23 protein-coding genes are annotated in these 21,416 nt (G+C 55.4%); 13 read left to right on the top strand and 10 right to left on the bottom strand.

Annotation, left to right across the window (positions count from 1 at the left end; translation table 11 throughout):
- The first annotated feature begins 137 nt into the window (after nt 1-137).
- Nucleotides 138-743 carry an FMN-dependent NADH-azoreductase gene (gene azoR, locus WFN87_RS02500; protein ID WP_008459208.1) on the top strand — a complete coding sequence of 202 codons (606 nt, stop codon included), beginning with the start codon at nt 138-140 and terminating at the stop codon, nt 741-743.
- Between the two features lie 123 nt (nt 744-866).
- Here azoR and paaY read toward each other — a convergent pair whose 3' ends face one another.
- From paaY to WFN87_RS02455, 9 genes are all read right to left on the bottom strand, one after another.
- Nucleotides 867-1,463 carry a phenylacetic acid degradation protein PaaY gene (paaY, locus tag WFN87_RS02495; protein WP_008459210.1) on the bottom strand — a complete coding sequence of 199 codons (597 nt, stop codon included), beginning with the start codon at nt 1,461-1,463 and terminating at the stop codon, nt 867-869.
- A gap of 14 nt (nt 1,464-1,477) precedes the next feature.
- Nucleotides 1,478-2,404, bottom strand: a complete 927-nt coding sequence (paaX, locus tag WFN87_RS02490; RefSeq protein ID WP_008459212.1) for a phenylacetic acid degradation operon negative regulatory protein PaaX — start codon at nt 2,402-2,404, stop codon at nt 1,478-1,480.
- 126 nt (nt 2,405-2,530) lie between these two features.
- A complete protein-coding gene (locus WFN87_RS02485; RefSeq protein WP_336981005.1) occupies nt 2,531-3,718 on the bottom strand; it encodes a glycoside hydrolase family 5 protein in 1,188 nt (395 codons plus the stop codon).
- Nucleotides 3,719-3,807: 89 nt separating this feature from the next.
- Nucleotides 3,808-4,626, bottom strand: a complete 819-nt coding sequence (locus WFN87_RS02480) for a DUF2861 family protein (RefSeq protein ID WP_336981003.1) — start codon at nt 4,624-4,626, stop codon at nt 3,808-3,810.
- Nucleotides 4,623-4,910 (bottom strand): winged helix-turn-helix domain-containing protein, encoded by a 288-nt coding sequence (locus WFN87_RS02475; RefSeq protein ID WP_336981001.1) that lies wholly within the window; start codon nt 4,908-4,910, stop codon nt 4,623-4,625. Before WFN87_RS02475 ends, WFN87_RS02480 begins: the two co-directional genes overlap by 4 nt.
- 68 nt (nt 4,911-4,978) lie before the next feature.
- Complete coding sequence (locus WFN87_RS02470; protein ID WP_336980999.1) at nt 4,979-5,266, bottom strand: response regulator; 288 nt, start codon at nt 5,264-5,266, stop codon at nt 4,979-4,981.
- The gene (locus tag WFN87_RS02465; protein WP_336980997.1) at nt 5,253-6,671 is read right to left on the bottom strand and encodes an ATP-binding protein; all 1,419 of its coding nucleotides are present in this window, start codon (nt 6,669-6,671) and stop codon (nt 5,253-5,255) included. Before WFN87_RS02465 ends, WFN87_RS02470 begins: the two co-directional genes overlap by 14 nt.
- Before the next feature lie 53 nt (nt 6,672-6,724).
- Nucleotides 6,725-7,678 (bottom strand): sugar kinase, encoded by a 954-nt coding sequence (locus WFN87_RS02460; RefSeq protein ID WP_008459223.1) that lies wholly within the window; start codon nt 7,676-7,678, stop codon nt 6,725-6,727.
- Nucleotides 7,679-7,688: 10 nt separating this feature from the next.
- Nucleotides 7,689-8,483: a DeoR/GlpR family DNA-binding transcription regulator gene (locus WFN87_RS02455; protein WP_336981367.1), complete on the bottom strand. Its 795-nt coding sequence runs from the start codon at nt 8,481-8,483 to the stop codon at nt 7,689-7,691.
- A 352-nt stretch (nt 8,484-8,835) separates the two neighbouring features.
- On the opposite strand from WFN87_RS02455, the gene WFN87_RS02450 reads away from it, so the two are divergent.
- From WFN87_RS02450 to WFN87_RS02435, 4 genes are read left to right on the top strand one after another with little or no spacing between them, the layout of a single operon-like run.
- On the top strand, nt 8,836-9,690 hold the full coding sequence (locus tag WFN87_RS02450) for a tagatose bisphosphate family class II aldolase (protein ID WP_166992756.1): 855 nt from the start codon (nt 8,836-8,838) through the stop codon (nt 9,688-9,690).
- Between the two features lie 24 nt (nt 9,691-9,714).
- Nucleotides 9,715-10,629 carry a 1-phosphofructokinase gene (gene pfkB, locus WFN87_RS02445; RefSeq protein WP_166992759.1) on the top strand — a complete coding sequence of 305 codons (915 nt, stop codon included), beginning with the start codon at nt 9,715-9,717 and terminating at the stop codon, nt 10,627-10,629.
- A 10-nt stretch (nt 10,630-10,639) separates the two neighbouring features.
- Entirely contained in the window at nt 10,640-12,064 is a 1,425-nt protein-coding gene (locus WFN87_RS02440) for a PTS fructose transporter subunit IIC (RefSeq protein WP_336980994.1), read from the top strand.
- Nucleotides 12,051-12,839, top strand: a complete 789-nt coding sequence (locus WFN87_RS02435; protein WP_336980992.1) for an HPr family phosphocarrier protein — start codon at nt 12,051-12,053, stop codon at nt 12,837-12,839. Before WFN87_RS02440 ends, WFN87_RS02435 begins: the two co-directional genes overlap by 14 nt.
- Before the next feature lie 52 nt (nt 12,840-12,891).
- Here the strand turns inward: WFN87_RS02435 and WFN87_RS02430 are convergent, their stop codons facing one another.
- The gene (locus tag WFN87_RS02430) at nt 12,892-13,602 is read right to left on the bottom strand and encodes a YnfC family lipoprotein (protein ID WP_336980990.1); all 711 of its coding nucleotides are present in this window, start codon (nt 13,600-13,602) and stop codon (nt 12,892-12,894) included.
- Nucleotides 13,603-13,708: 106 nt separating this feature from the next.
- Here WFN87_RS02430 and WFN87_RS02425 point away from each other — a divergent pair, with 106 nt between their 5' ends.
- The 8 genes from WFN87_RS02425 (at nt 13,709) to osmV (ending at nt 21,335) form a co-directional block, all read left to right on the top strand.
- A complete protein-coding gene (locus WFN87_RS02425) occupies nt 13,709-13,981 on the top strand; it encodes a DUF1161 domain-containing protein (protein ID WP_008459230.1) in 273 nt (90 codons plus the stop codon).
- A gap of 206 nt (nt 13,982-14,187) precedes the next feature.
- Nucleotides 14,188-16,629: a selenate/tellurate reductase subunit YnfE gene (gene ynfE, locus WFN87_RS02420; protein WP_336980988.1), complete on the top strand. Its 2,442-nt coding sequence runs from the start codon at nt 14,188-14,190 to the stop codon at nt 16,627-16,629.
- Between the two features lie 90 nt (nt 16,630-16,719).
- The gene (gene dmsD, locus WFN87_RS02415) at nt 16,720-17,346 is read left to right on the top strand and encodes a Tat proofreading chaperone DmsD (RefSeq protein WP_336980986.1); all 627 of its coding nucleotides are present in this window, start codon (nt 16,720-16,722) and stop codon (nt 17,344-17,346) included.
- A 312-nt stretch (nt 17,347-17,658) separates the two neighbouring features.
- Nucleotides 17,659-18,375, top strand: a complete 717-nt coding sequence (gene osmY / locus WFN87_RS02410; RefSeq protein ID WP_008459233.1) for an osmoprotectant ABC transporter permease OsmY — start codon at nt 17,659-17,661, stop codon at nt 18,373-18,375.
- Between the two features lie 18 nt (nt 18,376-18,393).
- Nucleotides 18,394-19,299, top strand: coding sequence for a glycine betaine ABC transporter substrate-binding protein (locus WFN87_RS02405; RefSeq protein WP_008459234.1), 906 nt, complete (start codon nt 18,394-18,396; stop codon nt 19,297-19,299).
- Nucleotides 19,300-19,308: 9 nt separating this feature from the next.
- A complete protein-coding gene (gene osmW / locus WFN87_RS02400; RefSeq protein WP_008459235.1) occupies nt 19,309-19,947 on the top strand; it encodes an osmoprotectant ABC transporter permease OsmW in 639 nt (212 codons plus the stop codon).
- 11 nt (nt 19,948-19,958) lie between these two features.
- A complete protein-coding gene (locus WFN87_RS02395; RefSeq protein WP_008459237.1) occupies nt 19,959-20,156 on the top strand; it encodes a hypothetical protein in 198 nt (65 codons plus the stop codon).
- A 33-nt stretch (nt 20,157-20,189) separates the two neighbouring features.
- Entirely contained in the window at nt 20,190-21,335 is a 1,146-nt protein-coding gene (gene osmV / locus WFN87_RS02390; RefSeq protein WP_166992781.1) for an osmoprotectant ABC transporter ATP-binding protein OsmV, read from the top strand.
- Nucleotides 21,336-21,416: the final 81 nt, after the last annotated feature.

Here is a 21,416-nt window from a genome sequence, read left to right as displayed (position 1 = left end):
GATTTCGAGCGCCTTGTTCAATAAATTCGAATATAGGGTTCGATATATTGCGCTATCTCTGTCATCGGATTGTGAATACAGTAAGTCCTAACGAACGGGCACACTGTCCGACTGACCAAACACTAAGGAATCCCCCCATGAGCAAAGTATTAGTTCTGAAATCCAGCATCCTGGCAGGTTACTCTCAGTCCAACCAACTGTCCGACTATTTTGTTGAACAATGGCGTGAAAAACACAGCGCTGACGAAATCACCGTTCGTGACCTGGCAGCAAACCCAATTCCAGTGCTGGATGGTGAACTGGTCGGTGCTCTGCGCCCTTCCGATGCCGCGCTGACCCCACGTCAGCAGGAAGCTCTGGCGCTGTCTGATGAACTGATTGCCGAACTGAAAGCGCACGACGTGATTGTCTTCAACGCGCCAATGTATAACTTCAACATCCCTACCCAGCTGAAAAACTATTTCGACCTGGTGGCTCGCGCTGGCGTGACCTTCCGCTACACCGAGAAAGGCCCTGAAGGCCTGGTAACCGGTAAACGTGCTCTGGTTGTGACCAGCCGCGGCGGGATCCACAAAGACACCCCAACCGATCTGCTGGTGCCTTACCTGAACGTGTTCCTGGGCTTCATCGGGATCACCGACGTGAATTACGTGTTTGCCGAAGGCTTTGGCTATGGCCCGGAAGTAGCGGCTAAAGCACAGACTGACGCGAAAGCGGCTATCGACAGCATCGTTGCTGCGTAAGATTTGCTCTGGGTGACTGACCCTCACCCTTGCCCTCTCCCTAAAAGGGAGAGGGGATAAACAGTATTCTCCAGGTCCGCTTTCTCTCTCGCCCCTTAGGGGAGAGGGCCGGGGTGAAGGGAATTAACAGCTTTTCTTAGGCTGATGCAAATCCTCAAACACCAGACGCTTCCGCCCCGCCTCAACCTCCCGCAGCGGCTCCACCTGATGCATCGTTTGCTGGCAGCGAATCACTAAATCCTGGTACTCCTTCGTGCCCTGTTTCTTCCAGGCCAGCTCTTCAGGCCGTAATTCACGTATCGCTTTCGCCGGGCTGCCGATAATCATCGTATTCGCCGGAAATTCCGCCTTGCCTTTAACAAAAGCCGCGGCGCCGACAATCGAATTCTCACCAATTTGTGCCCCATCCAGGATCACCGCGTTCATGCCCACCAGCGCATTTTTGCCAATCCGGCAGCCGTGCAGAATGGCGCCGTGCCCGATGTGGCCATCCTGTTCAACAACGGTGTCCTGTTCAGGAAAACCGTGCATCACGCAGTTGTCCTGCACATTCGCTCCGTCTTCGACGATAATCCGCCCAAAATCACCGCGCAGGCTAGCATTGGGGCCAATGTAAACGCGGTGCCCGAGAATAACGTCGCCGATCAGCACCGCCGTCGGGTGAACATAGCTGTCTTCCGGGACGACAGGCGTCAGGCCATCAATCTGATAAATTGACATACGGGCTCCTTATTTTAGGGGTTGAGTCCACCGAATCGCTTCTGGTAACCGCCCACCGGGGCGGGCAAGTCGCCCACCGAGGTTTCGCCCAGCTCGCTGACGTAGGTAAGCGCGCCGGCGGCGACCCGCTGATAGATATTGATGCACAGCTGGCGGGCATTCTGCCCCAGCCAGTGCGGCGGCAGCAGTTCATCCGGCAACAGCGGATCTTTCAGCACGACACGGCGGTAGAAGTGGATCAGCAGCAGCTGAATGTGAAAACAGCGCTGCGGCGTTAGCTCATCGTTTCCCGCCTCACGCAGCAGCGGTAAAAGCGGGCGAAAAGAGTTGATAAATTCAGCGTAACGTTCGTTTTTGTCGGTCAGCAACCAGCACTCTTCCACGCGGGATCTCAGCGCTGCGCGGGACGTTTGCAGCGGGGATTCAGCCTCAAAACAGATGACCTGCTCAGCCACGCCTGCCTCATGGAGCAGGCTTTGGATATCCGCGAGGTTTTGCGAGGGCGAAGCCATCAGGTTCGGCGCGAGCGCCCCAAAACCCTGCCAGATGAGCTGTTTTTTCACCTGTTGCAGCGTGGTTTTTTCCAACCCTTCGGAAAGCAGCAGCAGCCACTTTCCATCCCAGGCCGGCTGTCCGGCGCGATAAATTTTCGACTCAGCGCGGCGGGTCATTCTTTGGCCCATATCGGTCAGGCGATAAAAACTGCGGCGCCCCACTCGCTCCACGTCCAGCCAGCCCTCTTTATTGAGGCGAAAAAGCGACGTGCGCACAAAACGCTCACCGAATCCCAAAGGCTCCAGCATCGCCGCGAGGCTACCCAGCCAGATTTCGCCGCCTCGATGAGCCAGCGCATCGCCGTACAAAGAGACAATCAGCGACGTGCCGCTGATGGGCACGGCGCTGACGGCCTGCTGAATAAAAGTGTCGAGTTTGCTGCTCATCCTGCCTCATTGCCGCTATGGGAATTTCAGAGAAAAAACATAGCATAATAAAGCGGACGGCCCACATTGAATTAGGTGTTATGATTCAAAAAATCTCAAATCACTCATCTTAACGTAACGCATAACTTAACGCGTCGACAGCCCCAGTCGGCGGCTAATCGGCTCAAACTCAGGCGTGGCATGGCGCGGTAAAGTGTCCGGCTTATGTTCATCCATCGCCTGCCAGTACGACCAGGGCACTTTCCTTTTTCCCAGCTCATAATCCATGCCGTCCCAGGCATCTTCGCGAAAGCTGTAGAATGCCCAGTGCGCCTGTGTTTTATCCAGCGCGCTGAGGACATCCTCGAGATACTGGCGACACCCGGCCAACTGGCGCATACAGCCAAACTCCCCCGCCACCATACGATTCTGCGCCACCCCTCGCTGCTTAGCCCACCAGAATGGCTGCTGCAGATACCCGGCCACGCGCTCTCCGTTCCATTTTTCCTGCTTACCGCCAAAAGGGACAACGCCGGGATAGACATACGGCTTCAGGCGTTTGAGGTTTGGCGCGCTGGTCGCGTCGTAGGGTTCGTACATATGAAAACTGTAAAGCACGCGATCGTCACTCAGGGCGGAAGGCCAGTAGCTAAAGCTGTCGGCGGCGGCGTACCAGCCGCTATCCACCATGATGGGCGTCGTCTTATCCACTTCGCGAATCGCGTTGATCACGGTTTGATAGAACTCTGGCAAGTCTCTGGCCGTGCCCTGGTGCGCTTTGTACCAGGCCTTCATTTCCTCCAGCGAGGCGTGTTCGGGGAGACCAGCCCGCTTCTCCGGCGCAGGCTCATTGATCAGGTTGTAGGCGGCAATCGCCGGGTTATCTTTTAGCTGTCCGGCAAGGTCACGCCAGAACTGCGCGCTTTGCTGCCAGTAACGTTTATCCTGCCACAGCCGGTCGTCAAAGCGGCCATCATTGTTTTGCGCCCAGCGCATACCGGGCAGCGACAGCGGCGTAATCACCACTTTAAGTCCGGCGGCGTGAGCACGCGCCAGCGTCTCTTTGAGGATGCGGAGATCCTGCGTCATCAGCCTCCGATAGTTGTCGGCATTACCCAGCAAAAAATCACGTTGTTCCGGTCGCCATTTGTCCCACGAAAGCCTTACCCAACTGGCACCGTAGCCTTTGAGAGCGGTGAAATAGGCTTGATCGGGCGGCAGACGGTTAAAGCTGTTGCCTCCGTGCTGCGGCGAATTCCAGAAGGCGATGCTGTCCATGGCAAAGGCGGAACCAGAGAGCAGCGCCAGTCCTGCCCAAAGTGCTTTGAGTTTCATGACAAATACCTCAGTAACGAAAGAGGCTGCAGTATTGCCGGTTAGCGGGCATCGATTGTCAGAGGAATGTCAGGATAGCGGTATAGGCCTTAGTTTTTCATCGTTGCCAGCGGACCGGCGAGGCGGTGTTCGGTTCTTACCGCCACGCTGCCCCGATTTTCCGCACTGACCACGGCCACCGTGGCCCATACGCTTTCGGCAGGCTTCGCAGGCCAGGGCATCAGCGTCAGCTGGTCGCTTTTTGCCCACCAAATCTGGCTATAGTCGCTGCGATTAAGCAGCGTTTGCTCAAGCCAGGGTTTGGGGCAAGCAGGAGACACCTGCGGCGAAGTGAGCGTAATGGCGCGATCGTGAAGCTGGATCTGCGTTAACCCGTCAAGGCCTTGTAACGCCAGAGGCTGCTGCCATTGCTGCCCGCCGCTCGATACGGTCAGCAGATAAACCCCTTCGCTCAGCGGCTGAGTAAACTCTTCGCTTTCGACCCGAAACTCACCTGCCGCTTCATACTGCACCGGCATTGCGGCGAGCGCTTTTTTGCCATCGGGCAGCATCAGGGCAACGTTAATATCCTGGCGGGGGCTCTTTCCACTTAAAGTTATGCGATAAATTCGGTTAAGCGGCATATCACGCTGCATCAACGTGAGCGTTAAGTCGTCCAGCCACTCAGGAACCGCCGGAGTAAGATCTTTGCCGCATTGCCGACTGACCACGGCATTAAGCGCCTCTTTCCAGGCCAGCCGCTGTGCCGCGCTATTCAGCCGCGGCCAGACATCAATCAGCTGACTGTTAGCAAGGTCACCTCGCTGGTTAAACAGCTGATGATATACGGGCTCCAGCGGCGATTGGGGCAACGTTGCACCGACGCTGAACGAGAAGACGATCAGCAGAGCTGACAGGAGAAGTTTCATTCCGCTAGCTCCAGCCGATAGCCAATCCCGCGCACGCTCGCAATCGGCAGGCCCGGCAGTTTTTGCCGTAACTGTAAAACATGCGTATCCACCGTTCTGGTTGACGGAAAGCTTTGATAGCCCCAAACCTGATTGAGCAATTCATCCCGGGTAAACACGCGTCCCGCCATCTGCATCAGCATCGCCAGCAGCGCAAACTCGGTTGCCGTCAGCGCGGCCTCTTTACCCTGCCAGGTAGCAATTTGCCGCGCCGGAAGTAAGCTGAGTTCACCGCAGACCAGCAACCCGTCGCCTAAAGGGCGAAGCTGAGCCCGGATGCGGGCCAGCAGTTCAACGTGGGCAAACGGCTTGCTCAGATAGTCACGCGCGCCCGCTCTTCAATGCTCACTTTTGCCGTCAGCACGATCACCGGCAGGGCTTTTTTTGCCAGCCACTGAGGCAAAAGCCGAAGACTGTCGCCTTCGGGAAGCTGGCGGTCGAGAATCGCCAAATCCGCCTGATACCAATGGTCGAGAACATGTTCACTGCTGCGCAGCCAGCGGCAGTTGAACCCTTCCTGCTGCAAAAATGTCGCCAGCCCTTCGCCCAGCGCGATATCATCCTCAATTAACAATAAAGTATGTGCTTTAGTCGGGATCATACGGCAACTCCAGGGTAAACGTGGTTGGCGCGGGGCTGAACGTCAACTTTCCGTTGAGGCGACGAGCAACCCGCTGAACAATGGTCAATCCAAGACCCAGACTGCTGCTTGACCAGCGTAAACGGCGGCTGTTCAGCAGCGGGTTTTGAGTGATGTTTCCGCTATCGCTAACCTGAAAAATAAGGTGCGTTCTACTTTTATGCACCGTCAGGTGCACGGGAGGCTTTCCGTGACGGAACGCATTATCCAGTAAATTCGTCAGACACAGGCTGCCCCAGTAGAGCGACACGCCCACGATGATGTTTTCTTCCAGGCAGAACGTCAGCCCGTCCCGATCCGCACAAAGGTGATCGAGCCAGTCGCTGAGCCGGACCTGAGTGGGTGTTTCCAGCGCCTCCCGCTGATGCTCCGCTATCAGGTAGTGTTTACTGGTATCGGCCATCTGCCGCATCCGTTGCAGCGTGTCGGCCAGAGCCACAAAATTAAGCTGGGCACCTTCCGGCAACTGGTCGAAGTCACGGCGAAAATGTTCGACCACGTTGCTCAGTTGGGCGATGGGCGTACGCAGCTCATGGGTCAGCATTTGCGTAATAAAGCGCTGACGCTCACGCAGTTGCCTCCGCTGCCAGGCCATCCATATCAACCCCGACGCGGTAAACAGCGCCAGCAGGCCAAAAAGCCAGCGCCAGACATCGCGATAACCTTCCCGAGCATTGACGCACAGCGCCCCTGCCCGCATATCGCAGCGCTCCACGGCATTAACCAGTTCGATATCGGACTGTCGGGCTAGAGGCTGCCAGACCTTTGCCTCATAACGCTGCCATTGCTGCTGGCTGAATCGCCAGAGTTGGCCGTTTTGCAGCAGCCAGCGCTGGCCCCCAAGCAATGCCTCAAGATTGTCATCGGACAGCCTGCCAATGCCCGCCAGGTCGTCAGGTCTTTCCCGCACATGCAGCGAGTTTCTTAGCACCGCTGCCGCGCCCGGATGACGCAAGATGTACTGCCAGGCACTGCTTCCCCCAAGCGGATAGAGCGGATTCGCGGCGAACCAGGATGCAGGCGGAATGTCCGGCTGGCATAAAGCGGCAAGAAATGATTTCACCGAGGGTGATAGCTCGTCCCCGCTGGCACAGCGCTTGTCCAGGTGGTAAAACGCCGTGAGGTCCGGCAGCGACCAGGCCTGAAACTGAGGATACATGGATTCGGGCTTGAGCAACGTAGCATCAAGCTGCTGAAGGGTTTGCAGCGAGACTTGCGCCGCCGGGGTTGACCGGCTTAACGCCGCGCTAAAGCGGGCCAGATCCTCGTCAAGTTCCGCCGCACGAGTCGAACCTGCATGCAGCCAAAGGGCAGCACACAGCCAGAGTATCGCGTAACGAAACAACGGGACAAATCTCCGGGTCACGAGAAAGGCCTTAATTTATGAGGAGGTGGAAAGCTGCCTGGCTGGCAGCATGTTTATCTCGCCGATTGTGCCGCAAGAAAGGCTTCAATTTGCGAGCGGGTGGAGGTGCCCTCCATCGGACCACGCTGCGAAATTGCCAGCGAGCCGCTGGCATTGGCCCAGGTCAACGCTTCCTGTGGCTGAACGCCGGACAAAAACAGGCTGACAAACGTGGCACCAAAGCAGTCACCTGCCCCGGTAGGGTCAACCACCGACACGTTAAAGCCGGGTATATGCCAGGTCTGCCGATCGCTGAAGTAGCTCGCCCCTCGCGGCCCTCGTTTGATCACCACGTGTTTCACTCCGCGCTTGAGCAGATTGTCCACCAGCCGTTGCTCATCCTCCCCCTGATGCCGCCCGAAGTAATCTAACTCCCCGTCGCTCGGCAGGAAAATATCGGTGTAATCAAGGATATATTCAAACGCCTGTGACATTTCCGGGATGTTAAGCATCTCTTTCCGGATGTTAGGATCGAAGGAGACGGTGCCGCCGCGTGACTTCACGTTTTCAATCGCCTTTCGCATGGCATCGATAATGCGAAACGAAAACAGAGACGAGCCCATAATATGAAAATGATTGCACTGGTTAAGCAAGGTGTCGTCGATATGGTCGGCAGTAAGCGAGCCGCAGGCGCTGTTCGGCAGATTAAAAATAAAATCACGCTGCGACTGGGTGCGGTAACTGACAAAGGCGCTGCCCGTGGTGGCTTTTGGCAGGACGGTAATGCCGTTCACGTCGACACCATCTTTTTCCAGCCGGGCAATATTCATCTCCCCGAAGGCATCGCTGCCGACGCAGCTGAACAGCACCGAACCGAATCCTAATTTAGCCACCTGATCGGCAAAAATGGCTGGCGCACCGCTGGGATAAGGCCCCCAGAATTCGCCCGGCTGCGAAAAGCCCTGACTTTCTTTCTTGGCCAAAAACTCCACCAACAGCTCGCCGATGGTACATATCGTCACGTTCATCACCGCTCCTTCATTTTGCTTTTTGCAGCGCTGGGTTGAGCCACGTCAGGCATTCATTGTTGGTGTAGCTATTGCTCAACCCCACAGCGAGAAAGCGGGAATGGTATTCCGCTGCCACAACCTGGGGCGTAATGAGGCCGCTTGCCTGCGCGAGCTGGCCAACGGCATAGCGTTTTTCGCCGTAAACGGGCCGGTTGGCGACGATGGCAATCAGGTGTTTGCTCTGCCCAACGGCCTCACCCAACAGACGTGCGCCTGGTGCATCTCTGACGCTCAGCGTGCCATCTTCTGCAATATGGTCGACGGCAATCAACGTGCGGCTCGGGCGGTAATGGCGAAGCGCATTTAATGCCACCTCACCCTCGACCCTGTGTCCATCTCCGCTCAATACGCCGCCAAGCAGGATCTTTTCACCGGGAAGAAACTCTTGCGCAAAACAGACGTGCGCCAGGTCATTCATCAGCAGTCGCAGATCGTCATAGCCCGTAAGGAAAGGAATCACTTTACGTAAAATAGAGCCAGGGCCTAAAAATACGGTTTCATCCTCGCTGATTAAGGCCGCAGCCTGGCGCGCCATTTCGGCTTCCAGCTCTTTATCCATAACGGCGGCAGGTTCCCGGGGCTGAGCCACCGGTGCCCCCTGCTGGGCGGTATAAATTGCGCCACCAAACGAGCGCTTCAGGTAACCTTGTTGCTCCAGATAATTGAGATCGTTTCGAATGGTGACGCCAGACACAGCAAGCATCTCCGCCAAATCATCTACTTTAATTTCGCCGTTTTTACGGACGATCTCTGCAATATCCAGGCGTCTTTTCAGCAGGCTGGTTGACGGTTTTGCCACAGTAGAGTGCCTTTTAAGTCATTCGAGTAATAACTTTCATTTTTAAATTTATCTTTTCTCTTGTCAAACTCCTGTCTATCACCCAACAAATAAAAACAAACAAATAGCCTTTATTTCAATGCATTAATAGAAAACACCTCTCAACAATATTTTTAAAAATGAATATTATCAATGCCGAATAACTTTCATTTAGTAAATAAAATCGCCGTTGTGTGGCTTCGATCACAGCGACACAGGCATAGGATCGCTAAATCACTTTCAAAACGTAAGTTATTACTCAAATAGCGATTTCATTTTTAAACAAAAAGGAGCAAATATGTATATTATTTCCAGCAAAAACATGTTGTTAAAAGCTCAGCGTCTGGGGTACGCCGTACCGGCATTTAACATTCACAATCTGGAAACGATGCAGGTGGTGGTGGAAACGGCTGCTGAAATGCGTTCCCCGCTGATCCTTGCCGGGACGCCGGGCACTTATAGCTACGCCGGGACCGGCAACGTTGTCGCCATCGCCAGCGATCTGGCCAGACTTTGGGATCAGCCACTCGCGCTGCACCTTGATCACCACGAAGACCTCGTGGACATCACCCGTAAAGTGCAGGCCGGGATCCGCTCAGTAATGATTGACGGGTCGCATCATGCTTTTGAAGAGAATGTTGCGCTGGTGAAAAACGTTGTAGAGCTGAGTCACCGCTACGATGCCAGCGTAGAAGCGGAGCTTGGGCGGCTGGGCGGCGTAGAGGACGATCTGGTCGTTGACGCCAAAGATGCGCTGTATACCAACCCGGAGCAGGCTCGTGAGTTTGTCTCCCGAACCGGGATTGATTCCCTGGCAGTAGCTATCGGGACGGCTCACGGACTGTATGCCGCCGAACCAAAGCTCGATTTCGATCGTCTGGCGGCGATCCGTGAATGCGTGGATGTTCCCCTGGTATTACACGGTGCTTCTGGTCTGCCAGAGGGCGATATTCGTCAGGCTATTTCGCTCGGTGTCTGTAAGGTCAACGTCGCTACCGAACTGAAAATCGCGTTTTCAGACGCGCTAAAGCAGTACTTCATCGAGCAGCCTGGGGCTAACGATCCCCGGCATTACATGCAGCCTGCCAAACAGGCGATGAAAGAAGTCGTCCGTAAAGTCATTCATGTCTGTGGTTGTGAAGGACAGCGCTAACCCACGGACGCAAGGAGCAATGTCGTGATCCATACCCTGACTTTAAACACCGCGATTGATATGAATATTTTTTGCGGCTCTCTGCAGCCTTCTAGCGTGAACCGCACCCAGCGCACGGAATATTGCCCTAACGGCAAAGGCGTTAACGTTTCTTTGGTCCTGAAGCACTTTCAGCGGCCGACCCACGTCATGGGCATATTCGGCGGATTTACCGGGCGCTATATTGTGGAGGAACTTAAAAAACAAAAAATTAACGTTACCCCATCCTGGGTGCAGGCCCCTACGCGAATTAATGTGTTTATAAATGACGGCAACAATGAATATAAGTTGGTCAATGCAGGGGCGCATATTGATGATGAATGTAAACAACAGATTATTCAGCATCTGGACTGCATCCGCCCCGGCGATTATTTAGTGATTAGCGGCAGTTTGCCGCCGGGTATTGAAAGCCAGTTTTATGTGGAGGTTATGTCACTCTGCGAACAGCGCGGGGGAAAAGTCATTCTGGACATCAGCCACCCTGCGCTGCGGCAGTTACTTGAGCTTAATCCCCTGCTGATCAAACCCAATGACGATGAATTAAAAGAAATATTCAATCTTCAGGTGGAAAGCATCCACCAGGTGCGCGAGGCGATGCAGACCTTACATCAGTTGGGCGCACGTAATGTGTTATTAACCCTCGGCGCAAAAGGGCTCTATTTTTCCGACGGTTGTCAGCTGTGGTTCGCCTCCGCGCCCGAAATAGAGCTGGTCAGTTCAGCCTGTGCTGGGGACGCCGCGCTAGCGGCATTTCTCAGCCATTGGCTGAATGGTGAAGACATTCCCGAGGCACTAGCCCTCGCCAGCGCCACGGGTGCGGACGTCGCCGCGTCTGCCGGCCTCGGGAAACTCAATCGTCTGGAAGCATTATTACAACAGGTTCAAATCGTCCAATTATAAAGGTCTGATTATGAAAAAAATCATTGCCGTTACCGGCTGCCCTACGGGTATTGCCCACACGTTTATGGCTGAAGAAGCCTTGAAGACCGCAGCAAAAAAATTAAATGTCGAAATAAAAATAGAAACTAATGGCGCATCCGGCGTTGAAAATGAAATAACGCCGGAAGACTTAAAAAATATTTACGGCATCATCATTGCCGCAGATAAAGATGTCAACGCCGAACGCTTTAATGGCTTACCCGTGATTGAAGTGCCGGTTAAAGAAGCGATTCACCACCCGGCAGATCTTATTAATAAAGTCATCAGCGGGCAACTCTCCCGCCGCCAGGGAATATCTTCTGCTTCGGTAACAGCGGAAAAACATGAACAAGAATCGTTCGGCAGGCAGATTTATAAACACCTGATGAGCGGCGTCTCCAACATGCTGCCTTTCGTGGTGGCAGGCGGTATTCTGATTGCCATCTCCTTCCTGTGGGGCATTTACTCCGCCGATCCCAATTCACCTCAGTACAACGCGATTGCCGCAACTTTAATGCAGGTCGGCCAGCAGGCATTTTCCATTATGGTGCCCGTTTTTACGGCCTATATTGCCTGGTCGATTTCCGGCCGCGCCGGGATGGTTGCCGGGTTCGTTGGCGGCCTGCTGGCTAACGCCACCGGGGCGGGCTTTCTCGGCGGGATCATTGCCGGGTTCGCCGCCGGTTACTTCATGCTGCTTGTCCGACGCCTGCTCGACGGGCTGCCGCGTCAGTATGAAGGCTTAAAATCGATCTTCATTATGCCGCTGATTGGCGTGCTGGTGATTGGCGTACTTATGGTGCTGCTCGGCAAGCCCATCGCGGCCATCAACAGCGGCATGATGGACTGGCTGAGTTCGCTACAACAAGCCAACCCGATCTTGCTGGGTATTGTTGTCGGGGCGATGTGTTCCTTCGATTTTGGCGGCCCGGTCAACAAAGCGGCGTACGTCACGGGAACCTTACTGCTCGGCCAGGGGAACTTCTTCTTTATGGCCGGCGTGTCAGCCGCCTGTATTACGCCTCCGCTGGTCATCGCTCTGGCAACCACTTTCTTCCCCAAAGGTTTTAGCGAAAAGGAGCGCGCGGCCGGGATGGTGAACTATATTCTCGGCTGCACGCATATCACCGAAGGTGCTATCCCCTTTGCAGCGAAAGATCCGCTGCGCGTGATCCCGATGATGATGATCGCCTCTTCCATCTCGGCCGTACTCAGCTACAGCATGCATATAGAAGTCCCGGCACCGCACGGCGGGTTCCTGATCCTGCCGCTGGTCAGCAAACCATTAATCTGGGTGCTCTGCATCCTGGCCGGCTCCGCCTGCGGTGCGGTGATGCTAGGTACGTGGCGACTCTGGAATAACCGCAAACAGCCTACAGCCGGGCTGCAGACAGGAGGTCAGAATGCAACTTTGTGAACAGGATATTTTCATCAGCCATGAGCAGGTCGATAAAGTCACTGCGCTCGAGCAAGTCAGCGACAGGCTGGTATCAGCGGGCAATACCACGCCGGAATATCTTCAAGGCATGTTGGCCAGAGAAGCGCAGATTTCCACTTACCTGGGCCACGGCATTGCCATTCCCCACGGCACACCGGATACCCGTCATGCGGTGCTGAGCACTGGCGTAAAAGTGATTGTATTCCCGCAGGGCGTGGACTGGGGAGAAGATAATGTGGCGTATATGGTGGCCGGGATTGCCGCAAGGTCGAACGAACATCTCGATATTTTGCGTCAGCTCACCCGGGCGTTGAGCGATGAAGGCGTGCCGCACGCGCTGGCGAAGGCCACAACGCCGGCTGAGGTTTTAGCGATTCTGACCGGTAATAACGCCGAAAGTGAGCCACAAACATCCCACACGGAAGGAGAACAGGCCACGTTTGTTGTCCGTAATCCTCACGGGCTACATGCCAGACCGAGCGCCGTGCTGGTGAAACTGATTAAACAGTTTCAGAGCCGTGTCACCGTTGAGAATATGGATAGTCCGGCGGGGCCCGTTGACGGCAAGAATCTGATGAAGATGGTTTCGTTGGGGGTAAAAACGGGCCACCGTATACGGTTCACGGCGAATGGCACCGATGCCCGCACGGCGCTTGCAGCCATTGGGCAAAGTATTGAACAGGGGCTGGGAGAGATGCCTGTCGCCCCGCCAGAACAACCGAAGCGCGGCTGGTTATCCCGCTTGTTTGGTTAACTTCATTTGCCGGATGTCATTGTGGCATCCGGTATTTGTAACACCGATACGATCAATAATACTCCACCGTATTTTTAATGGTGTAACGGTCCACCTTTGGCGGCGTGACGGAATCATCCGTCATTTCCAGATCGCAGGACAGCGAGTTGTAATGGCGGTCATAGTCACAGCTTTGCTTTGCGACCCCGATGATTTTGCCGTTCAGGCTGGTTGTCGCGCTGTAATCCAGCTTTTTCTTTTTATCGACACCCGCTTTCGCCACGATGGCAAGCTCGCTGTCTTTCGATTTGGTGATTTTCCCCAGCGGATAGCCTTCGCTGTCGTACTCATAGGTCACCAGCACATCTTTGCCTTTGGCGGCGGTCACAAAGTCGTTGTCGTCGGTGTCGTAGCTGATGCCCGCGGCAGGCAGTTCAGCAAGCTGGCATTTCCCCTGCAGCCGAACGCGTTTTTCAAGGCTGACCGCATCAACATAGTAGTTTGCATCGAGCGTCAGCGATGCCCCGCTGTTGTTCTCCAGATCGTGAAATTCCAGCGTGTCGAAGCAGCCTTCTTCCGAAAGCGTACCGCTGACCCTTTTCAAAACCTGACCTTTGTCGTTCATCAGCGTCTGGCTAAAATCCTTTACCGGGCCGCGCATTGGATCGAAATCAAATTCGTTAGAAAAACTGGCCATTTCCGGCGTGTACGCCTGCGGCGACGTCGAGTTATCGCAGCCTACAAGGCTAAAAACCAGCGCACCGAGGGTAATGATTTTCTTCACGTTTTGCCGCTCTCCTGTTTTTATGTCATAACATGATATAAGCAAATACAACACTTTACACTAAAAGCGCTATTCTTAACGTTCAACTCAACATAAGGAAGGGATGATGAAACGTACCGTTTGGTTAAGCACGATACTGCTGATCGCTGCCGCACCGGCGTTGGCCGCACAGGGCAGTTGCGAAAAAGTGAAAGCGGATATTCAGCAGAAAATTGTCAATAACGGCGTGCCTGAGTCAGGTTTCTCGCTCACTATCGTACCTAACGATCAGGCAGACAAAGCCGGCGGCCAGGTCGTCGGCCACTGTGCGAACGACACGCAAAAAATCGTTTATACCCGTATCGCGGGCGGTGCTGCGCCGGAAAATGAACCGCAATAATCCCCTGCAGGGTGCCGGGCACCCTGCTTTCCTTCATCTATTTCCCCTCATCCACCGCAACTTTGACTGGCGTTAATAACGTCTACTCCTAATTAAGTAACACTCTTCCCCCGAGCGCCCCCTGACGGGCAGGCTCAGCAATCACCGAACCACAAAAAATACAAATAATAACGTCTTCCACACGACAAAAAGTCATGGAGAGAGCGATGTCGAACCTCAATCATCCAGGCGGGATTAGCCGCCGCAGCCTGGTAAAATCATCAGCCATTGGCGGCCTGGCCCTCGCCGCAGGCGGCATTTCGCTGCCTTTTGGTATGCGCAGCGCCGCGGCCGCGGTTGCCGACGCCCTGTCGCCGGAAAATAAAGACAAAGTTGTCTGGGGAGCCTGCTCGGTTAACTGCGGCAGCCGCTGCGCCCTGCGGCTGCACGTTCGCGACGAAGAGGTTTACTGGGTTGAAACGGACAATACCGGGCTGGACACCTATGGCGACCACCAGGTTCGCGCCTGCCTGCGCGGGCGCTCCATCCGCCGCAGGATCAACCACCCGGAACGCCTGAATTATCCGATGAAGCGCGTGGGCAAACGGGGCGAAGGTAAATTTGAACGCATCAGCTGGGGCGAAGCGCTGGAGATTGTCAGCCACAGCCTGAAGCAGACCGTTGAAAAATATGGCAACGAAGCGGTCTACATTAATTACTCATCCGGCGTGGTTGGCGGGAATATCACCCGCTCTTCCCCTTACGCCTCGCTGGTCGCCAGGCTGATGAACTGCTACGGCGGTTTTCTGAGCCACTACGGCACCTACAGCACCGCCCAAATTGCCTGCGCCATGCCGTACACCTACGGCAGCAATGACGGCAACAGCACTTCGGATATCGAAAACAGTAAACTGGTCGTCCTGTTCGGCAATAATCCAGCAGAAACGAGGATGAGCGGCGGCGGTATCACTTATTACCTTGAACAGGCTCGCGAACGTTCCAACGCCCGCATGATCGTTATCGACCCGCGCTACACCGATACTGCGGCAGGCCGGGAAGATGAATGGATCCCTATTCGCCCCGGAACGGATGCCGCGCTCGTGGCCGGGCTTGCCCACGTCATGATTAGCGAAAATCTGGTCGACCAGACCTTCCTGGATAAATACTGCGTCGGCTATGACGAGACAACCCTGCCCGCCGATGCCCCACGCAACGGTCACTACAAAGCCTATATTTTAGGTGAAGGCGATGACGGGACAGAGAAAACGCCGCACTGGGCATCCCGGATAACCGGTATTCCGGTGGACAGAATCATCAAGCTGGCGCGAGAGATTGCGGGTGCAAAACCCGCTTACATTGCCCAAGGCTGGGGGCCGCAGCGCCAGGCCAATGGCGAGTTGACCTCACGCGCCATCGCCATGCTGCCGATCCTGACCGGCAACGTGGGGATTAACGGCGGCAACAGCGGCGCGCGTGAATCCACCTATACCCTCACCATTGAACGTATGCCGGTGCTGGAAAACCCGGTCAAAACGCAGATCTCCTGCTTCAGCTGGACGGACGCCATCACTCGCGGCCCCGAAATGACGGCCAAACGAGACGGCGTGCGCGGGAAAGAGAAGTTGGACGTGCCGATCAAGTTCATCTGGAACTATGCCGGCAACACGATTATTAACCAGCATTCCGACATCAATAAAACCCACGCCATTTTGCAGGACGATAAGCAGTGCGAAATGATTGTGGTGATCGAGAACTTTATGACTTCGTCGGCGAAATACGCCGATATCCTGCTGCCCGACCTGATGACCGTCGAGCAGGAGGACATTATTCCTAACGATTACGCCGGTAATATGGGCTACCTGATTTTCATCCAGCCCGCCACCGCGCCTAAGTTTGAGCGCAAGTCTATCTACTGGATGATGAGCGAAGTGGCTAAACGCTTGGGCGACGAGGTGCATCAGGCCTTCACGGAAGGACGAACCCAGCGCGAGTGGCTGCAATATCTGTACGCGAAAATGCTGGCGAAAGACCCGGCGCTGCCTGCTTATGAAGATCTGCGGGCGATGGGCATTTACAAGCGCAAAGATCCGGCTGGCCATTTTGTGGCTTACAAAAAATTCCGCGAAGATCCTCAGGCCAACCCACTCAAAACGCCGTCCGGGAAAATTGAAATCTACTCCAGCAAGCTCGCCGGAATTGCCGCCAGCTGGGAGCTGGAAAAAGATGAAACCATCAGTCCGCTGCCGGTGTATGCCTCGACGTTTGAGGGCTGGGACTCTCCGCAGCGCAGCGAGTTTCCCCTCCAGCTGTTTGGTTTCCACTACAAATCCAGGACCCACTCAACCTACGGCAACATTGACGTCCTGCAGGCCGCCGCGCGTCAGGAAGTCTGGATTAATCCGCTCGACGCAAAACGTCGCGGCATTGCCAACGGTGACAAAGTCAGCGTGTTTAACGGGCGCGGTGAAGTGCATATTGAGGCGAAGGTCACCCCGCGCATCATGCCTGGCGTTACCGCTATGGGCCAGGGCGCCTGGCATGACGCCGACATGAACGGCGACCGCATTGACCACGGCGCCTGCATTAATACGCTAACCACGCACCGCCCTTCACCGCTGGCAAAAGGCAACCCGCAGCATACCAATCTGGTTGAAATTAAGAAGATTTAAGCGTGATGGCAAAGGCTTATCGCTTTGCCTGTATTCACCCGGCTCCAGCGACGTGTAGCGGAGCCGGGTGCCCGACGAAAAGGAATGAAAATGCTCTCTGAACAACAACACCTGTCGGCGATAGCCCTTAGCGGCCGGGTGCTCGGAGCCCTGTTTTATCATGCCCCCAACCACCCGGACAGCGCCGCGCTGATGGCGATGCTTGCCGCACCGGACTGGGTGAGCGAATGGCCGTTCCAGACCCCAACGCTGGCGGCAGTTACGCCTCTCATGGCTGCAGGCCTGGCGGATCAGGCCACGCCGATAAACGAAGAGTTCCAGCGCCTGTTCATCGGCCCTTATGCGCTGCCGGCCCCGCCGTGGGGCTCGGTCTATCTCGACAAAGAAAATGTGCTGTTTGGCGACTCGCTGCTTGAGCTTCGCCAGTGGATGCGGACCCAAGACTTTGCCCCACAGACGGAACAAAACGAGCCTGAAGATCATTTTGGCTTAATGCTGATGCTGGCGGCCTGGCTGGCCGACCAGGGGCTGCGGCAGCCGTTGGATGAGCTGCTGGCCTGGCATCTGCTGCCCTGGGCCGAACGTTATCTGAGCCTGTTAACCGAAAACACAGCGAATGATTTCTATCGTGGCCTGGGCGAGCTGGCAAAACTGACCCTCTCAGGCTGGCAAAACGGCATGTTGATGCCCGTCGCCAGCAAAGAACTACATTTCTAAGAATCCTGGGCTTTCAGGAAGCCGGACGCATCCGGTTTCCTGAAAAAACGAGGATTTCTGCACTCCGTGAATGTGACAACGTCACCTTACGTTAACATTTTTAAGACAAATCTTTACTTTTCATCCACAGGCCAGATGCCATAAGGCCTGAGCATCAGTTTATCGACTGAATCATTAGCCTCTTAATTGTCCCTTAAACTGGAATCCTTCCCGCTGCGTTGCTATAGCTCCAGACACCCTGCCGACACATGGCATAACAACAGGCCGCCTCCCCGGCGGCGATAACGCGTGCACACAGGGAGACACACTGCAATGCAAAACGCATCCTTCGCAACACGGTTCTTACTTGGGCTAGTGGCGCTGATTTTAGTGCTTGCTCTGGTGGTTTGGGGCATCGGCCTCGACACACTGAAAGCCCGGCAGGTCGATTTACTCTATCTCGGGCAGCAGCACCTGATTCTGGTGTTCAGCTCAATGGCACTCGCCCTGCTGGTCGGTATCCCCAGCGGAATATTGCTCAGCCGCCCTGCGGCTCGCCGCTGGGCCGAGTACGTCATGCAGATTTTTAATATCGGCAACACGCTGCCGCCGCTGGCGGTGTTAGCCCTGGCGATGGTGATTATCGGCATTGGCGACAAACCGGCGATCGTCGCCCTGTTTCTTGCCTCACTGCTTCCGATTGTCCGTAATACCTATGCCGGGCTTTGCAGCGTTCCTCCGTCACTGATAGAAGCCGCCAATGGGATTGGCATGACCAAATTCCAGCGGCTGCGTCAGGTGGAGATCCCCAACGCCTGGCCGGTGATCCTGTCCGGCGTGCGGATTGCCACCGCCATCAACGTCGGCACCGCCCCGCTGGCCTTTCTTATCGGCGCGAGCAGCTACGGAGAGCTTATTTTCCCGGGGATTTACCTGAACGATTTCCCAACGCTGATACTCGGCGCCGTGGCGACGGCCCTGTTTGCGCTCATCCTCGACTTAGCGCTTGCCAGCCTGGGGCGGGTGCTCAGCCCCCACACCGCCCAATAACAACAATAAGGAGCGTGTATGAAACTGCTTTCACGGATGCTAACTACGGCGTTTGCCGCAGCCTCCCTTATCGCCACCCAGGCCCAGGCCGCACCGCTGATTCTGGCGACCAAAAGCTTTACCGAGCAGCATATTCTGTCGGCCATGACCACGCAGTATCTGGCTAAAAAGGGCTTTCAGGTGACGCCGCAGACCAACATTGCCACCGTAATTTCCCGCAATGCGATGATCAACAAGCAGATTGATATGACCTGGGAGTACACTGGCACCTCGCTGATTATCTTTAACCACATTAATCAGCGAATGACGCCGGAAGAGTCGTACAACACGGTCAAAAAACTGGACGCAAAGCTGGGCCTCGTCTGGCTTAAACCCGCGGAGATGAACAACACTTACGCCTTTGCCATGAAGCGCGAACGGGCAGAAAAAGAAGGCATTACCACAATGTCGCAGCTGGTGGAGCGCATCGAACATGTGCGCCAGACCGACCCAAAACATAACTGGATGCTGGGCCTGGATCTGGAGTTTGCCGGGCGCAGCGACGGCCTGAAGCCGCTGCAGCAGGTGTACAACATGCCGCTGGACCGCCCGCAAATTCGCCAGATGGACCCCGGCCTTGTCTATAACGCCATCCGCGACGGGTTTGTTGATGCCGGTCTGATCTACACCACCGACGGGCGTATGAAGGGCTTTGACCTGAAAGCGCTGGTGGACGATAAGGGCTTCTTCCCAAGTTACGCTGTCACGCCCGTGGTGCGTAAAGACGTGCTGGACTCGCATCCTGGCCTTGAGGCGGCGCTGAACACCCTATCGTCCGAGCTGAACAATGAGGTGATAACAACCCTGAACGCTAAAGTTGATATCGACCATGAAACCCCGCAGCAGGTGGCCCGTGAATTCCTGCAGCAGAAAGGCTTGCTCTGAGGAGGTATCGTGGAAACGTTACATTATATGATTGATAACGCAGGGTATATTGGCTCTCTCACCCTGCATCACCTGTGGCTGGTGCTGATCGCCGTCGGCCTGGCAATCCTGATTGGCGTGCCGCTGGGCATTCTTATCGTGCGCCATAAATGGCTTGCAACGCCAATACTCGGTTTTGCCACTATTTTGCTCACCATTCCGTCCGTGGCGCTGTTTGGCCTGATGATTCCCCTGTTTTCGCTGATCGGTCAGGGTATTGGCGTAGTCCCTGCGGTGACGGCGGTGTTCCTGTATTCGCTGTTGCCGATTGTCCGCAATACCCACACCGCGCTGGACAGCCTGCCGCCGGGGTTACGTGAGGCCGGGCGAGGCATCGGGATGACGTTTTGGCAGCGCCTGCGCTGGGTGGAAATTCCTATGGCGCTGCCGGTGATTTTTGGCGGAATTCGAACCGCGGTGGTGATGAACATTGGCGTCATGGCCATTGCCGCCGTCATTGGCGCGGGCGGTCTGGGCTTGCTGCTGCTTAACGGTATTGGCGGGAGTGATATCCGCATGCTCATTGCCGGGGCGGTGATGATCTGCCTGTTAGCCATCGTGCTCGACTGGCTGCTGCATCGTCTGCAGCTGCATTTCACTAAATGGTAAAAGAGGCCGCTATGCGTTTTATCCCACTCTGCATACTTTCAACGCTGGCGCTGCTGACCGCCTGCTCTTCCCGGCCAGCGCCAGAACCGCCTCAGGACACCCCAGAGTGCATGAACTATCGCCATATGATGACCGCACCTATGCTGCCGGACGCGGTACAGCGTCTGAAACAAAAGTGTGAAGACTCCCGCCGCAAGCTTATGAATTAAGGCGCTGAGACCAGCGCCAAAGAGGATCCGATAATGATAAAACTTGAAAACCTCACGCGACAATTTGTACAGAAAAACGGGCAGACTTTTAACGCTGTCGATAACGTCAGCCTGAACGTGCCAGAAGGTGAAATGTGCGTGCTGCTCGGCCCTTCCGGCTGCGGTAAAACCACCACCCTGAAAATGATCAACCGCCTGATAAAACCCACCGGCGGCAAGATTTTAATCAACGGCCAGGACACCAACGATCTGGATTCCGTCACACTGCGCCGCAATATCGGCTACGTTATCCAGCAAATCGGCCTGTTCCCGAACATGACAATTGAAGAGAATATCACTGTTGTGCCCCGTATGCTGGGCTGGGACAAAGCGCGCTGTAAAGCACGTGCCCAGGAGTTGATGAGCATGGTCGCCCTCGATCCTAACCGCTTCCTCAACCGCTATCCGCGCGAAATGTCTGGCGGCCAGCAGCAGCGTATCGGGGTGATCCGAGCCCTGGCGGCGGATCCTCCGGTGCTGCTGATGGATGAACCTTTTGGCGCGGTTGACCCGATCAACCGCGAAACCATTCAGAACGAGTTTCTGGAGATGCAGCGCCAGTTGAAGAAAACGGTAATGCTGGTCAGCCACGATATCGACGAGGCGCTGAAGCTTGGCGACCGGATTGCCGTCTTCCGCCAGGGTAAAATTGTGCAGTGCGCCAGCCCTGACGAGCTGCTGGCGAAACCGGCCAATGACTTCGTCGGCTCGTTTGTTGGCCAGGACCGCACGCTGAAGCGCCTCCTGTTGGTGCAGGCCGGAGACGTAACCGACCAGCAGCCGACCATTACGGCTCGTGAATCCACGCCGCTGGCGGAAGCTTTCGCCACCATGGATGACAACGACATGCGTTCCATCACCGTCGTTGACGCCGGAGGTAAACCGCTGGGCTTCGTTAAGCGGCGTGAAGCGCGAGGCGCGACGGGCACTTGCACCGACCTCCTTCACCCGTTCCGCGTCACCGGCCGCGCGGAGGAAAACTTGCGCATCGTGCTTTCTAAGCTCTATGAGCACAACATGGTCTGGATGCCGATAACCGATGAAGATGGCCGCTACAGTGGCGAAATTTCGCAGGATTATATTGCCGATTATCTCAGCTCGGGCCGCACCCGTCGGGCGCTGAATATCCAACAAAGTTAATCAATCCTATGCGCTGCTTTGTGGCGGCGCATTTTCCTTTGAGCTTAGCGACGTTCTCCCCCACAATAGCGCCATTCTTTC

Origin of the sequence: Cedecea sp. AS113, assembly GCF_037152415.1 — a bacterium.
Taxonomy (GTDB): Bacteria; Pseudomonadota; Gammaproteobacteria; order Enterobacterales; family Enterobacteriaceae; genus Cedecea.
This window is presented reverse-complemented; position numbering and strand designations above follow the sequence as displayed.